Source organism: Oceanicola granulosus HTCC2516, assembly GCF_000153305.1.
Classification (GTDB): Bacteria; Pseudomonadota; Alphaproteobacteria; order Rhodobacterales; family Rhodobacteraceae; genus Oceanicola; species Oceanicola granulosus.
The window spans coordinates 896,679-911,097 of sequence record NZ_CH724107.1 but is presented as its reverse complement, the minus strand read 5'-3'; the positions used below and the strand labels follow the sequence as shown (position 1 = coordinate 911,097).

Genomic DNA, 14,419 nt, shown 5'->3' with positions numbered 1-14,419 from the left:
GGCCGCGCCGGGCACCTCCGTCGGCTACATGGAGCAGGAGCCCACGATGGCGGGCTGCGCGACGCTCGGCGACTACGCGGCGAGCGGGCTCGAGCAGGGCGAGGAGTGGCGCGTCGAGGCGGTGGCGCAGGGGCTGAAGTTCGACCCCTCCCGTGCCGTCGAGGTCGCCAGCGGCGGCGAGCGGCGGCGCGCGGCGCTGGCCAAGCTGATCGCCGAGGCGCCCGAGCTGATGCTGCTCGACGAGCCGACCAACCACCTCGACATCGACGCGGTGCGCTGGCTCGAGGACGAGCTCAAGCAGACCCGCGCCGCCTTCGTCGTCATCTCCCACGACCGCGCCTTCCTGCGCGCCCTGACCCGCGCCACGCTCTGGATCGACCGCGGCCAGGTGCGGCGCCAGGAGAAGGGCTTCGAGCATTTCGAGGCGTGGCGCGACAAGCAGTGGGAGGAGGAGGACCTGCAGCGCCACAAGCTCGACCGCAAGATCAAGGCCGAGGCGCGCTGGGCGGTCGAGGGCATCTCGGCCCGGCGCAAGCGCAACCAGGGCCGGGTGCGCGCGCTCCAGGAGCTGCGCGCCGAGCGGGCCGGCCAGATCAGGCGGCAGGGCGCGGCGGCGATGGCGCTCGAGGAGGGGCCGAAGTCGGGCAGGAAGGTCATCGTGGCCGAGGGGCTGGCCAAGACCTTCGACGGACGCGCCATCGTCGACGGGTTCGACCTGACCGTGCAGCGCGGCGACCGCGTCGCCTTCGTCGGCCCCAACGGCGTCGGCAAGACGACGCTGATCAAGATGCTGCTCGGAGAGGTCGCCCCCGACGCCGGACGCGTGAGCCACGGCACCAACCTCGAGATCGCCGTCTTCGACCAGACCCGCGCCCAGCTCGACCCCGACGCGACGCTCTGGGAGAACCTCGCCGGCGATCCGCTGATGCGCGTTTCCGGGCAGGCCGACCAGATCATGGTGCGCGGCACCCCCAAGCACGTGGTCGGCTACCTCAAGGAGTTCCTGTTCGACGAGGCGCAGGCCCGCGCGCCGGTCCGCTCGCTCTCGGGCGGCGAGAAGGCGCGGCTGCTGCTCGCCCGCCTGATGGCGCGCCCGAGCAACCTGCTGGTGCTCGACGAGCCGACCAACGACCTCGACATCGAGACGCTCGACCTGATGCAGGACCTGCTCGGCGAGTACGACGGCACCGTGCTGCTGGTCAGCCACGACCGCGACTTCCTCGACCGGGTGGCGACGACGACGGTGGCGATGGAGGGCGACGGCCGCGCGGTGCTCTATGCCGGCGGCTGGAGCGACTACCTCGCCCAGCGCGGCCCCCGCGCCGCCAGGCCCGAGGCCGCCGCCGCGCCGCGGGCCAGCGCGTCCGCCGCCAAGCCGGCCCCCGCCGCCCCACCGGCGCGCAGTGCGCTCAGCTTCACCGAGAAGCACCGGCTCGAGGCGCTGCCGGGCGAGATCGCCCGGCTCGAGGCCGAGATCGCCAAGCTCGGCGAGCTCCTCGCCGACCCCGACCTCTTCACCCGCGAGCCGGTCAAGTTCCGCAAGGCCACCGAGGCCCTCGCCGAACGCCAGGCCAGGCTCGCCGCCGCCGAAGACGAGTGGCTCACCCTCGAGGAGAAGGCCGACGGCTGACGGGCGCGCCCGCCCCGGCTTCATCTGGCCCCAAATATGCACGGCCGTCCGGCCGGGCCCGCGCCGCCCTCAGGCCGCCGGGGCCGCCGCCACCGCCGCGCCGCGCTTGCGCGACGCCCCGCGGAAGGTCCGGGCGTAGAGCGCGTAGAAGCGGCCGTGATCCTGCCACAGGTCCGTGATCCACAGCCGCAGCCCCCGGTAGAGCGCCCCGCGCGCCAGCGCCTCGTCGCCGTCGGCGAGCGCCTTGGCCGCGAGCCGGTTGGCGAGGACCTGCCCGCCCGGCGCGTCGGCGATCGCCTCGAGCCAGCGCAGCAGCGCCTCCGGGTCGTGGCCCGGCAGCGCGGCGAGCGGCCGGTCCGCGGCGGCGGCGAGGCGGGCGGCGATGGACGTGGCGGGGCCGTCGAAGCGGCGGCAGGCGGCGTCGGTCTCGGCGAGGTGGGCCGAGAGCGGCCCGGCGGAGTCGGGCAGGGCGCCGAGATGGGCGGCGTGGTGCAGGTAGGGGCGCGGGTTGGCGAGGTCGGCCTCGATCCAGGCGCGCAGCCGCGCGGCGGTGCGGTCGGGCGCGCCCGGCAGCACGGTGCTGGCGTGGTAGAGCGCCTCGCCGATGCAGGGCACGCGGCTGGCGCGCAGGTGCGAGCGGTCGGCCGCGTCCTCGATGTCCTCGGCGAAGCCGCGGGCCAAGGCGTCGGCCGCGCCGCCGCCGACGGCGCGGGTGCGGCGCAGCGCCAGCGACAGCGCCCGGAAGCGCAGCGCCTCGAGCCGGGGCGAGCCGGTCGCGGCGGCGGCGGCGTAGGCGTCGAGCATCTCGCGCACCGCGGCCGGCCCGGGCGCCTCGCGCAGCGACGACAGCGCGGCGTCGACGGCGACCTGGTAGAGATCGCGCCCGTCGCTCGCGGGCGAGGGCGTCGACGCCAGCATCCCCAGCACCTCGGCCAGCGCGTCCCAGCGGCCGCCGTCGAACAGGGCCCGCACGATCTCCTGCAGCTCGGCCACGTCTTGGGCCACCGGCGGCGTCTGCGCGCGGGGCAGCTCGCAGCGCCTGCGGCCCTCGGCGACCTGCCGGCGGCGGTGCAGCAGGTCGTGGAGCTTGCTCCAAAAGCGCAGCAGGGCGGCCGCGAGGATCAGCGCCAGCGCCGCGAGCGGCGGTTCGGGGATCAGGGCGAGTTGCTGGACCATCGGGCCCTCCTTCGGGGCGGACGTTGCGTCAGCCTCGCCGCCCCGTCGGGCATCAGCGCGGCGACAATCGGGCACAAAGCTGGCGGCGGTGCCGCTTTGCGACGATCTCCTGCCGCGCCGCGCCCCTTTCGCCCAAGCGCGGCGGCGCTATGGTGCGCGCGACCACGCCCCGTTCTCGATCAGAGGCCCCCGATGTCCCAGGACCCGCTCGTCATCTTCACGCCCTCCGGCAAGCGCGGCCGGGTGCCCGCCGGGACCCCGGTTCTGACCGCCGCGCGCCAGCTCGGGGTGGATCTCGATTCGGTCTGCGGCGGGCGGGGCATCTGCTCGAAGTGCCAGGTCAGCCCCGGCGCGGGCCACTTCTCCAAGCACGGCCTCACCGTCGCCGAGGACGCGCTCTCGGCGTGGAACGAGGTCGAGGCGCGCTACGACCGCATCCGGGGCCTGCCGCCGGGGCGGCGGCTCGGCTGCCAGGCGCAGGTGCTGTCGGACGTGGTGATCGACGTGCCGCCCGAGAGCCAGGTGCACCGGCAGGTGGTGCGCAAGGCCGCCGACGCGCGGGCGGTGGCGATGGACCCGGCGACGCGGCTGTTCTACGTCGAGGTCGCCGAGCCCGACATGCACGAGCCGACCGGCGACTTCGAGCGCCTCGCCGCGGCGCTATCGGCGCAGTGGCAGATCGAGGACGTGCGCGCCGAGCTGCCGGTGCTGGCGCGGCTGCAGCCGGTGCTGCGCAAGGGCAAGTGGCAGATCACCGTCGCGCTGCACCGCGACGCGCCGGAGAGCGGCTGGCGGCTGATCGACCTGTGGCCCGGCTTCTTCGAGGGCCCGCTCTACGGCATCGCCATCGACCTCGGCTCGACCACCATCGCCGCCCACCTGACCGACCTCGTCACCGGCGAGGTCACCGCGTCGGCGGGGATCATGAACCCGCAGATCCGCTTCGGCGAGGACCTGATGAGCCGGGTCAGCTACGCGATGATGAACCCCGGCGGCGACGCCGAGATGACCCGCGCGGTGCGCGAGGCGCTCGACCGGCTGGCCGGCGAGATCGCCGCCGACGCCGACATCGCGCCCGAGCGGATCGTGGAGCTGGTGTTCGTCTGCAACCCGGTGATGCACCACCTGCTGCTCGGCATCGACCCGGTCGAGCTGGGGCAGGCGCCCTTCGCGCTGGCCACCTCCGGCGCGGTGCGGCTCGCGGCCCGCGAGCTGGGGCTCGCGAGCCTCAACGCCGGCGCCCGGGCCTACGTGCTGCCCTGCATCGCCGGCCACGTGGGCGCCGACGCCGCCGCCGTGGCGCTGTCGGAGGAGCCGGAGAAGAGCGAGGACTTGGTGCTGATCGTCGACGTCGGCACCAACGCCGAGATCCTGCTCGGCGACAGGCGCCGCGTGCTGGCCTGCTCCTCGCCCACCGGCCCGGCCTTCGAGGGCGCGCAGATCAGCTCCGGCCAGCGCGCCGCGCCCGGCGCCATAGAGCGGGTGCGGATCGACCCCGAGACCAAGGCGGCGCGCTTCCGCGTCATCGGCTGCGAGCTGTGGTCCGACGAGCCGGGCTTCGACGACGCCGTCGGGCCGAACGGCATCACCGGCATCTGCGGCTCGGGCATCATCGAGGCGGTGGCGGAGATGCGCCTCGCGGGCCTGCTCGACCCGTCGGGCCTGATCGGCTCGGCCGCCCAGACCGGCACCGAACGCAGCGTCGCCGAGGGGCGCACCCACGCCTACCTGCTCCACGACGGCCGCGCGCGGGGCGGGCCGCTCATCACCGTGACGCAAGGCGACATCCGCGCCATCCAGCTCGCCAAGTCGGCGCTCTACGCCGGGGCGCGGCTGCTGATGGACGAGCTGGGCGTCGACGCGGTCGACCGGGTGGTGCTGGCCGGGGCGTTCGGCGCCCACATCTCGCCGCTCCACGCGATGGTGCTCGGCATGATCCCCGACGCGCCGCTCGACAAGGTGACGTCGGCGGGCAACGCGGCCGGGACGGGCGCGCGCATCGCGCTCTGCTCGCTCGCGGCGCGGGCGCGCATCGAGGCCGGCGTGGGGCGCATCCACAAGGTCGAGACGGCGATCGAGCCGCGCTTCCAGGAGCATTTCGTCGCCGCCAACGCGATCCCGCATGCCACCGCGCCGTTCCCGCACCTGGCGGGCGAGGTGACGCTGCCGGCGGTCTCGTTCAACACCGGCGGCGGCGGCGAGGAGGGCGGCCGGCGGCGGCGGCGGCGCGGCTAGGCGTCGCCGGGCCGCACCGCCGCCGCGGCACGGGCGGCGCGCGGGCTTTCCCGCCGCGCCCGGATCGGGCATAGGACGCGCGGACCGTCAAGGAGTAGGACCATGCACGACATCCGAGCCATCCGCGAGACCCCCGGCGCCTTCGACGCCGCGCTCTCCCGCCGCGGGCTGGCGCCGGTCTCGTCCGAGATCCTCGCCATCGACGAGGCGCGCCGCGCCAAGATCCAGGCCGCCGAGACGGCGCAGGCGGAGGCCAACCGCGCCGCCAAGGAAATCGGCGCCGCCAAGGCGCGCGGCGACGACGCCGCGTTCGAACGGCTGCGCGCCGAGGTGGCCGACAAGAAGGCCGCCATCGCCCGCCTCAACGACGAGGCCAAGGCCGAGGACGCCCGCCTGACGGAGCTGCTGCTCGGCCTGCCGAACCTGCCCGACGACTCCATCCCCGACGGCGACGACGAGGACGACAACGTCGAGCTGCGCCGCACCGGCAGCCCGCGCAACTTCTCCTTCACGCCGAAGGAGCACTACGAGATCCCCGCCGCTCGGGGCGGGCTCGATTTCGAGACGGCGGCGACGCTCTCGGGCTCGCGCTTCGTGGTGCTGAAGGGCGCCATGGCGCGGCTGCACCGGGCGCTCGCGCAATTCATGCTCGACGTGCACACCGAGGAGCACGGGCTGACCGAGATGATCACCCCGGTGCTGGTGCGCGAGGAGATGATGTACGGCACCGGCCAGCTGCCGAAGTTCGGCGAGGACAGCTACCAGACCACCAACGGCTGGTGGCTGATCCCGACCTCGGAGGTGACGCTGACCAACGTGGTGCACGGCAAGCTGCTCGAGGCCGAGGCGCTGCCGATCCGCATGGCTTCGCACACCCAGTGCTTCCGCTCCGAGGCGGGCAGCGCCGGGCGCGACACGTCGGGGATGCTGCGCCAGCACCAGTTCGAGAAGGTGGAGATGGTCTCGATCACCCGCCCCGAGGACAGCGCCGCCGAGCACGAGCGCATGACGCGCCAGGCCGAGGCGATCCTCGACAAGCTGGGGCTGCCCTACCGCACCGTCGTGCTCTGCACCGGCGATCTCGGCGCGGGGATGCGCAAGACCCACGACATCGAGGTCTGGCTGCCCGGGCAGGACCGCTACCGCGAGATCAGCTCGGTCTCCGTCGCGGGCGACTACCAGGCGCGGCGGATGAACGCGCGCTACCGCGACGAGGACGGCAAGCCGCGCTTCGTGCACACGCTCAACGGCTCGGGCCTCGCGGTCGGGCGGACGCTGATCGCGGTGCTCGAGAACGGCCAGCAGGACGACGGCTCCGTCGAGCTGCCCGAGGCGCTGTACCGCTACCTCGGCGGCCGCACGCGGGTGACGGCCGATGGCGTCCTCGCCTGACGCCGCCCCCCCGGGGCTGCCGCCCTCCGACGACCCGGAGGTCGTCTTCATCATCCCCCTGATCAGCCGCGCGCGCGCCTATGATTGGGGGGTGGTGCAGCGCCACCTGCGCGCCACGCTCGGCGCGCTGCGGGCGCAGACCTCGCCGCGCTGGCGGGCGCTGGTCTGCTGCCAGGACCGCCCCGAGGAGGTGGCCTTCGACGGGCAGGTGAGCTTCCTGCCCTTCGTCGCCGCCGACGTGGTGCGCGACGAGACGGCGGTGGTGTTCGACAACCACGCCAAGAAGGACCTGATGCTCGACCACCTCGCCGCCACCCACGGCGGCGACGGCTACGTGTTCCAGCTCGACGCCGACGACCTGCTGCACCCGCGCCTCGTCGAGCACATCGTGGCCGACAACAACGGCGCGGGCTACTGGATCGAGCGCGGCTACATGTACGACGTCGCCCGCGACCGGCTCGCCTATCTCGGGCCGAAGCGGCTGCGCTACCCGTTCGGGCACACCTTCCTGCGCGAATGCGGCTCGTCCTCGGCGCTGCGCTTCGACTTCCGCCGCGACGCGCGCTGCCTCGAGACGATCCGCGACCGGGGCAAGCACGCGGAGGTGCCGGCGCGGATGGCGGCGCACGGGCTGGCGATGACGCCGGTGCCGTTCCCGGCGGCGCTCTACCTGGTGGGGCACGGCGAGAACATGCGCCAGCGCCGTGGCAAGCTGGGCGCCAAGATGCGCTACATGCGCCGCAACCGGCTGCTGCCGCGCGCGGCGCGGCGGGTGCGCAACGAATTCCGGCTTCGCGCGTTGCTCGAACCATGACCCGACGTACACCCGCCGCCTGGGCGACCCTCATCCTCGCGCTGGCCTTCGCCGTCGCGCCGCTTGTCACCTCGCCCTTCTCGGGCTTCGCCAGCGACCAGCTGCCCAACCCGCAGCCCGACCCGCCGGTGCAGCCGGCAGGCTACGCCTTCTCGATCTGGGGGCTGATCTACGTCTGGCTGATCCTGTCGGCCCTCTACGGCTGGCGCGCGCGCGGCGACGATCCGGAGTGGGAACGGGTGCGCTGGCCGCTGATCGTGAGCCTCGCCGTCGGCGTGCCGTGGCTCTGGATCGCCAACCAGAGCGCGCCCTGGGCGACGGTCGCGATCCTGGTCATGGCCGCCGGCGCCATCGCCGCCGCGCTGCGCGCGCCGATCTTCGACCGCTGGATGCTCGCGCACCCGGTCGCCGTCTACGCCGGCTGGCTGACGGCGGCCTCGGCCGTCTCGCTGGCGGTGACGCTCGCGGGCTTCGGCATCCTGCTCGGCCCCGTCGGCTGGGCGTGGCTGTGCCTCGTCGCCGCGATCGCCATCGCGGTGGCGGTGCAGGTGCGCGGCACGAGCCCGGCCTACGGGCTGACGGTGATCTGGGCGCTGGTGGCGGTCGTGGTGAGCGACGGGATGACGAGCAGCGTCGGCTGGCTCGCCATCGCCGGGATCGTGGTGATGGCGGCGACGCTGGGCTGGGCGCGCTGGCGCCCCTGACCCCCCGGCGGACGGCGCGGGCGCTCCCGCGCGGAGTTTGCATATTTATGGCCAGATGAAGGGCAGGGCGCGCGCTGCCCTCGAACGGCAGGATGTCGCGGCGGGAGCGTGCCGCTCTTGCCCCGCGCGCCGTGGTGGGGATATTGGGGCGCGAGAGCGCCGCGCGAGCGGCGCGAGAGACAAGGGGACGAGCACATGCGTCGAGTGGTTGTGACGGGTCTGGGGCTGGTGACGCCGCTGGCCGATGGTGTCGAAGCGAGCTGGTCGCGGATCCTCGAGGGCAAGTCGGGGGCCGGGCCGATCACGCTGTTCGACCCCGAGGGCTTCGGCACGACCTACGCCTGCGAGGTGCCGCGCGGCGCGGGCGAGGGGGAATTCGACCCGAACCGCTACATGGACCCCAAGGACCAGCGCAAGGTCGATGACTTCATCATCTTCGCCATGGCCGCCGCCGCGCAGGCCGTGGAGGACGCCGGCTGGACCCCCGAGGACGAGGCCGAGCTGCTGCGCACCGGCGTGCTCACCGGCTCGGGGATCGGCGGGCTGAATTCCATCGCCAACACCGCGATCCAGATGAAGGAAAAGGGCCCGCGCCGCGTCTCGCCGTTCTTCGTCCCCGGCGCGCTGATCAACCTGATCTCGGGCCAGATCGCGATCAAGTACGGCTACAAGGGCCCCAACCACGCCGTCGTCACCGCCTGCTCGACGGGCGCCCACGCCATCGGCGACGCCACCCAGCTCATCAAGACCGGCCGCGCCGACGTGATGCTCGCCGGCGGCGCCGAGGCGACGATCTGCGAGATCGGCATCGCCGGGTTCAACGCCTGCAAGGCGCTGTCCACCAAGTACGCCGACGAGCCGGCCAAGGCCTCCCAGCCCTACAATCGCGGCCGCGACGGCTTCGTGATGGGCGAGGGCGCGGGCATGGTGATGCTCGAGGAGTACGAGCACGCCAAGGCGCGCGGCGCCAGGATCTACGGCGAGGTGCTCGGCTACGGGCTCTCGGGCGACGCCTACCACATCACCGCGCCCGCCGAGGACGGCGACGGCGCCGAGCGCTCGATGCGCATGGCGCTCGAGGATGCGGGCCTGCAGCCCGAGGACGTGGACTACATCAACGCCCACGGCACCTCGACCATGGCCGACGCCATCGAGCTCGCCGCCGTCGAGCGGCTGATGGGCGCGCACGCCAAGGACGTCACCATGTCGTCGACCAAGTCGATGACCGGCCACCTGCTCGGCGCGGCGGGGGCGATCGAGGCGATCTTCTCGATCCTCGCGATCCGCGACCAGGTCTGCCCGCCGACGATCAATCTCACCGACCCCGACGTCGAGACCAGCATCGATCTCGCCCCCAACGCCAAGGTCGAGCGCCCGGTGAAGGTCGCGCTGTCGAACTCCTTCGGCTTCGGCGGGACCAACGCGAGCGTGCTGTTCGGAAAGGTCTGACTCCATGTGGCGCTCCGTTGCCAGCAACGCGCTCACGTTCTTCGTGGTCGCCGTCTTCCTCATTGCCGGCGTGGTGATCTGGGGCAGCCAGACCTACGAGGCCGAGGGCCCGCTCGAGGCGCCGATCTGCCTGCAGATCGCGCGCGGCTCCAACATGTGGGCGGTGAGCGAGCAGCTGGGCGAGGACGGGGCCATCACCTCGCCGACGATCTTCCGCATCGGTGCGCAATATTCCGACCGGGCCAGCCAGCTCAAGGCGGGCAGCTTCCTCGTTCCCGAGGCCGCGTCGATGGAGCAGATCCTCGACATCGTCACCCGGGGCGGCGCCAACACCTGCGGCACCGAGGTGGTTTACCGCATCGGCGTGACCCGCACCCTCGTCGAGGTGCGCGAGGTCGATCCCGCCGACGGCAACTACCGGCAGGTGGTGCAGTTCGACCCCGCCGAGGAGGAGCCGCCCGAGGCCTACAGCTCCGTCAAGCAGGAGAGCGACACCCAGTACCGGCTCGCCGTCGCCGAGGGCGTGACCTCGTGGCAGGTGGTGCAGGCGCTCAACGGGCTCGACACGCTGGAGGCCGATGTCGAGGACGTGCCCGCCGAGGGGACGCTCGCGCCCGATTCCTACGCCTTCGCCCCCGGCGACGAAGTCGCCGCGATCCTCGCCGAGATGGAGCGCCGCCAGGCCCGCATCCTCGACGCCGCGTGGGAGAACCGCGACGACGGGCTGCCCTACGCCGACAAGCAGGAGGCGCTGATCATGGCCTCCATCATCGAGAAGGAGACCGCGCTCGCCGAGGAGCGGCGGCAGGTGGCGAGCGTCTTCGTCAACCGGCTCGAGCGGGGGATGCGGCTGCAGACCGACCCGACGGTGATCTACGGCATCACCGAGGGGCAGGGGGTGCTCGGCCGCGGCCTGCGCCAGAGCGAGCTGCGCGCGGCGACGGACTGGAACACCTACGTGATCGACGGGCTGCCCAGGACCCCGATCGCCAACCCCGGCCGCGCCGCCATCGAGGCCGCGCTCGACCCGGCGAGCACCGACTACGTGTTCTTCGTCGCCGACGGCACCGGCGGCCACGCCTTCGCCGCCACGCTCGACGAGCACAACCGCAACGTCGCCCGCTGGCGCGAGATCGAGGCCGAGCGCGCGGCGGCGGCGGGCGAGTAGCGCAACGTTCGGGCAACCTTGGTTAACAATTCAGGGTTGCGTCGGGGCTTGACATTGAGGCCGTATTCACGTATAGGTTGTGGAACGCTGGACGAGTGACGGGCGGTCGGGATCATCCCCGGCCGCCTTTTTCGTCTCCGCCGGCGTGATCTCCGACAATTTCAAGAAACGGTATTGAGCATGAGCAGACCCGAGCCCGAGAGGGACCCGGACCGGGAGGCGTGGGACCTCCTGATCCACGAGCGCGAGCAGCTGCTGCGCGCCACCGGCGAGACGCTGGCCGAGATGGTCGAGCGGCTGCGCGGCGGCGAGGGCGGTGATTTCCGAAAGATGGTTTCCAAGGCGGGCGACGTCGAATTCGCCCTCCGCAAGATGATCGAGATCCGGGAGAAGTACGATGATTGGCACGCAAAGCGCGGCGGCGAGCTCACCGGCAACAGGTTCGACGCGGACGATGCCCGCGCTGACATCGGGCGCAAGCTCGATCGCCTGCGCGACGCCGGCGGCGCAGGCGGCGTTTCTTGACGCGCTGGGCCCGGCGGAGCTGCGGGCGCTGCCGTGGCTGTTCGACTTCTGGGCGCTCGACCACCAGTTGCCGCCGTCGGGCGACTGGCGCAGCTGGGTGATCCTCGGCGGGCGCGGCGCGGGCAAGACCCGGGCCGGGGCCGAGTGGGTGCGCGCGCAGGTCGAGGGGCCGCGGGCCACCGATCCGGGCCGGGCGCGCCGGGTGGCGCTGGTGGGCGAGACCATCGACCAGGCGCGCGAGGTGATGGTCTTCGGCGATTCGGGCCTGCTCGCCTGCGCGCCGCCCGACCGGCGGCCGGAGTGGATCGCCGGGCGGCGGCTGCTGGTCTGGCCCAACGGTGCGCAGGCGCAGCTGTTCTCGGCGCACGATCCCGAGGCGCTGCGCGGGCCGCAGTTCGATGCCGCGTGGGTCGACGAGCTGGCCAAGTGGAAGAAGGCCGAGGAGGCGTGGGACATGCTCCAGCTGGCGCTGCGCCTCGGCGACGACCCGCGCTGCTGCGTCACCACCACGCCGCGCCCCACGGCGCTGATGCGCGCGCTGCTCGAGCGCGACGGCACCGCCCGCACCCACGCCCCCACCGAGGCCAACGCCGCCAACCTCGCGCGCGCGTTCCTCGCCGAGGTGCGGCGCCGCTACGCCGGCTCGCCGCTCGGGCGGCAGGAGCTCGACGGCGTGATGCTGAGCGAGATCGAGGGGGCGCTGTGGTCGGCCGGAGCCATCGCGGCGGCCAATTGCGACGTGGTCCCAGACCTCCACCGGGTCGTCGTCGCCGTCGATCCCTCGGCGGGGGGCGGCGATGTCTGCGGCATCGTCGTCGCCGGCGCCTGCTACGACGGCGGGGCGGACAATTGGCGGGCCTGGGTGCTCGAGGATGCCTCCGTCGCCGGCAGTTCGACCACCTGGGCGCGCGCCGCCATCGCCGCCTATGAGCGGCACCAAGCCGACCGCATCGTGGCGGAGGTCAACCAGGGCGGCGACATGGTGGCCGCGATGCTGCGCCAGGTCGCGCCGACGGTGCCCTACAAGGGCGTGCGCGCGATGCGGGGCAAGGCGGCGCGCGCCGAGCCGGTGGCGGCGCTCTACGAGCAGGGCCGGGTGCGCCACGTGCGCGGCCTCGGCGCGCTCGAGGACCAGATGGCGCTGATGACCCACCAGGGCTATCGCGGTCGGGGCTCGCCCGACCGCGCCGACGCGCTGGTCTGGGCGCTGAGCGAGCTGCTGCTCGCGCCGGAGCGGACCGCCCCCCGCGTGCGCGGTCTGTGACACCCCGTAGGCCGGGCTTCAGCCCGGCCGCCCCTCCGCTGGCTGCATGACGGGCCCGCCCGAGCCTCCGAAGACGCAACGCACGCCCCCCTCGGCACATCTTAAACCTTTGGCGCGATTGTCTCCCCATGACGCGAACGGCGGGCTGAGGAGAAATCGATGCTGTCATTCCTGAAGCGCGGAGCGGCTCCGGCGCCGGACGGGGCCAAGGCCTCGGCGACCGGCCCGGTGATCGCGGTGCAGGGCGCGGGCCGGGCGGTCTGGAGCCCGCGCGACGCGGTCTCGCTGACCCGCACCGGCTTTGCCGCCAACCCGGTCGGCTTTCGCGCGGTCAAGCTGATCGCCGAGGCCGCCGCCGCGCTGCCGGTGCTCGTGCAGGACCGCAGCACCCGCTACGACGACCACCCCGTGCTCGCGCTGATCCGCCGCCCCAACGCCGGGCAGGGCCGCGCCGAGTTGTTCGAGGCGCTGTTCGGCCAGCTGCTGCTGACCGGCAATGGCTACCTCGAGGCGGTGGGCGACGGCGGGCTGCCCGACGAGCTGCATGTGCTGCGCTCGGACCGGATGAGCCTCGTGCCCGGCGCCGACGGCTGGCCCGTCGCCTACGACTACACCGTCGGCGGGCGCAGCCACCGCTTCGCCCACGGCGAAGGCGCGACGCCGATCTGCCACATCAAGAGCTTCCACCCCCAGGACGACCATTACGGCCTGTCGCCGATGCAGGCCGCGGCCACGGCCATCGACGTCCACAACTCCGCCTCGCGCTGGTCCAAGGCGCTGCTCGACAATGCCGCCCGGCCCTCGGGCGCAATCGTCTACCGCGGCGCCGACGGGCAGGGGCAGCTCAGCGAGGACCAGTACGACCGGCTGCTCCAGGAGATGGAGACCCAGCACCAGGGCGCGCGCAATGCCGGACGGCCGATGCTGCTGGAGGGCGGGCTCGACTGGAAGCCGATGGGCTTTTCGCCCTCCGACATGGAATTCCAGAAGACGAAGGAAGCCGCCGCGCGCGAGATCGCCACCGCCTTCGGGGTGCCGCCGATGCTGCTCGGCATCCCCGGCGACGCCACCTACGCCAATTACCAGGAGGCCAACCGCGCCTTCTACCGCCTCACCGTGCTGCCGCTGGCGACGCGGGTGACGGGGGCGGTGGGCGACTGGCTGTCGGACCACGTCGGCGAGCGCGTCGAGCTGCGCCCCGACCTCGACCAGGTGCCGGCGCTCGCCGCCGAGCGCGACTCCCAGTGGCGGCGCGTCGGCGCGGCGACCTTCCTCACCGCCGCCGAGAAGCGGGCGCTGCTCGGGCTGCCGGCGCGGGGCGCGGGGGAGGACGGCGATGAGTGACGTGGTCGACATGGACAGCCGCCGCCGCCGCGAGGCCGCGCCGGTGAGCGACTTCTGGTTCGCGCAGGTCGATCTGCGGCTGGGCCGGATCGAGGGGATGCTGGAGCGGCTCGAGCGGCAGGTCTGGCTGTTCGTCTGGGCGGCGCTCGCGATCCTCGTCATCGAGGCGCTGCGCGCCTTGGCCGGCGTCTGAAGAGCGGAGGGCAAGACATGGAACTGGAACGGAAATTCTGCCGCGTCGGCGGCGAGGTCACGGTGCGCGACGGGCACCTCGTGGAGGGGTACGCCTCGGTCTTCGACCTTTGCGACCAGGGCGGCGACCGGGTCGCGCGGGGGGCCTACGAGGCCTGCCTCGCGGCGCGGACCCGGCCGGTGCGGATGCTCTGGCAGCACGACCCGGCGCAGCCGATCGGCGTCTGGGACGAGCTCGTCGAGGACGCGCGCGGCCTGCGGGTGAAGGGCCGGCTGCTCACCGAGGTGGCCCGCGGCCGCGAGGCGGCGGCGCTGCTCGCGGCGGGGGCCATCGACGGGCTGTCGATCGGCTACCGCACGGTGAAGGCCGCGCGGGACGAGAAGGGCCGCCGCCTGCTGACCGAGCTCGACCTCTGGGAGGTGTCGCTGGTGACCTTCCCGATGCTGCCCGAGGCCCGCGTCGGCGCGAAGGCCGACGCGCCGCTCGCGGACGTCGCCCGGGCCCTGCGCGACGCCGGACGGGCGT

At 73.4% G+C, this 14,419-nt stretch carries 13 protein-coding genes; 12 read left to right on the top strand and 1 reads right to left on the bottom strand.

Features of this window, described 5'->3' with window-relative positions; genetic code table 11:
* The coding region (locus OG2516_RS04295; protein ID WP_007254397.1) for an ABC-F family ATP-binding cassette domain-containing protein at positions 1-1,630 on the top strand (1,630 nt) is incomplete at its 5' end.
* A 69-nt stretch (positions 1,631-1,699) separates the two neighbouring features.
* On the opposite strand, the gene OG2516_RS04290 is transcribed toward OG2516_RS04295, so the two are convergent.
* The gene (locus OG2516_RS04290) at positions 1,700-2,806 is read right to left on the bottom strand and encodes a hypothetical protein (protein ID WP_007254396.1); all 1,107 of its coding nucleotides are present in this window, start codon (positions 2,804-2,806) and stop codon (positions 1,700-1,702) included.
* A 192-nt stretch (positions 2,807-2,998) separates the two neighbouring features.
* On the opposite strand from OG2516_RS04290, the gene OG2516_RS04285 reads away from it, so the two are divergent.
* From OG2516_RS04285 to OG2516_RS04235, 11 genes are all read left to right on the top strand, one after another.
* Complete coding sequence (locus OG2516_RS04285) at positions 2,999-5,041, top strand: ASKHA domain-containing protein (protein ID WP_007254395.1); 2,043 nt, start codon at positions 2,999-3,001, stop codon at positions 5,039-5,041.
* Between the two features lie 102 nt (positions 5,042-5,143).
* Positions 5,144-6,433: a serine--tRNA ligase gene (gene serS / locus OG2516_RS04280; RefSeq protein ID WP_007254394.1), complete on the top strand. Its 1,290-nt coding sequence runs from the start codon at positions 5,144-5,146 to the stop codon at positions 6,431-6,433.
* Positions 6,417-7,247: a hypothetical protein gene (locus OG2516_RS04275; protein WP_007254393.1), complete on the top strand. Its 831-nt coding sequence runs from the start codon at positions 6,417-6,419 to the stop codon at positions 7,245-7,247. The genes serS and OG2516_RS04275 overlap by 17 nt, the downstream gene beginning before the upstream one ends.
* Positions 7,244-7,951, top strand: coding sequence for a hypothetical protein (locus tag OG2516_RS04270; RefSeq protein WP_007254392.1), 708 nt, complete (start codon positions 7,244-7,246; stop codon positions 7,949-7,951). Before OG2516_RS04275 ends, OG2516_RS04270 begins: the two co-directional genes overlap by 4 nt.
* Before the next feature lie 195 nt (positions 7,952-8,146).
* Entirely contained in the window at positions 8,147-9,400 is a 1,254-nt protein-coding gene (fabF, locus tag OG2516_RS04265; RefSeq protein WP_040614969.1) for a beta-ketoacyl-ACP synthase II, read from the top strand.
* A 4-nt stretch (positions 9,401-9,404) separates the two neighbouring features.
* Positions 9,405-10,568: an endolytic transglycosylase MltG gene (gene mltG, locus OG2516_RS04260; RefSeq protein WP_007254390.1), complete on the top strand. Its 1,164-nt coding sequence runs from the start codon at positions 9,405-9,407 to the stop codon at positions 10,566-10,568.
* 180 nt (positions 10,569-10,748) lie between these two features.
* Positions 10,749-11,093: a hypothetical protein gene (locus OG2516_RS04255; protein ID WP_007254389.1), complete on the top strand. Its 345-nt coding sequence runs from the start codon at positions 10,749-10,751 to the stop codon at positions 11,091-11,093.
* Positions 11,023-12,357, top strand: coding sequence for a DNA-packaging protein (locus tag OG2516_RS04250; protein ID WP_007254388.1), 1,335 nt, complete (start codon positions 11,023-11,025; stop codon positions 12,355-12,357). The genes OG2516_RS04255 and OG2516_RS04250 overlap by 71 nt, the downstream gene beginning before the upstream one ends.
* Before the next feature lie 159 nt (positions 12,358-12,516).
* The gene (locus OG2516_RS04245) at positions 12,517-13,701 is read left to right on the top strand and encodes a phage portal protein (protein WP_007254387.1); all 1,185 of its coding nucleotides are present in this window, start codon (positions 12,517-12,519) and stop codon (positions 13,699-13,701) included.
* A complete protein-coding gene (locus OG2516_RS04240) occupies positions 13,694-13,894 on the top strand; it encodes a hypothetical protein (RefSeq protein ID WP_007254386.1) in 201 nt (66 codons plus the stop codon). The genes OG2516_RS04245 and OG2516_RS04240 overlap by 8 nt, the downstream gene beginning before the upstream one ends.
* Before the next feature lie 17 nt (positions 13,895-13,911).
* A partial coding sequence (locus OG2516_RS04235) for an HK97 family phage prohead protease (RefSeq protein WP_007254385.1) occupies positions 13,912-14,419 on the top strand: 508 nt, incomplete at its 3' end.

Coding starts and splice junctions, on each gene's coding strand:
- OG2516_RS04290 (WP_007254396.1), bottom strand. CDS start 2,806: ATGGTCCAGCAACTCGCCCTGATCCCCGAACCGCCGCTCGCGGCGCTG.
- OG2516_RS04285 (WP_007254395.1), top strand. CDS start 2,999: ATGTCCCAGGACCCGCTCGTCATCTTCACGCCCTCCGGCAAGCGCGGC.
- serS (WP_007254394.1), top strand. CDS start 5,144: ATGCACGACATCCGAGCCATCCGCGAGACCCCCGGCGCCTTCGACGCC.
- OG2516_RS04275 (WP_007254393.1), top strand. CDS start 6,417: ATGGCGTCCTCGCCTGACGCCGCCCCCCCGGGGCTGCCGCCCTCCGAC.
- OG2516_RS04270 (WP_007254392.1), top strand. CDS start 7,244: ATGACCCGACGTACACCCGCCGCCTGGGCGACCCTCATCCTCGCGCTG.
- fabF (WP_040614969.1), top strand. CDS start 8,147: ATGCGTCGAGTGGTTGTGACGGGTCTGGGGCTGGTGACGCCGCTGGCC.
- mltG (WP_007254390.1), top strand. CDS start 9,405: ATGTGGCGCTCCGTTGCCAGCAACGCGCTCACGTTCTTCGTGGTCGCC.
- OG2516_RS04255 (WP_007254389.1), top strand. CDS start 10,749: ATGAGCAGACCCGAGCCCGAGAGGGACCCGGACCGGGAGGCGTGGGAC.
- OG2516_RS04250 (WP_007254388.1), top strand. CDS start 11,023: ATGCCCGCGCTGACATCGGGCGCAAGCTCGATCGCCTGCGCGACGCCG.
- OG2516_RS04245 (WP_007254387.1), top strand. CDS start 12,517: ATGCTGTCATTCCTGAAGCGCGGAGCGGCTCCGGCGCCGGACGGGGCC.
- OG2516_RS04240 (WP_007254386.1), top strand. CDS start 13,694: ATGAGTGACGTGGTCGACATGGACAGCCGCCGCCGCCGCGAGGCCGCG.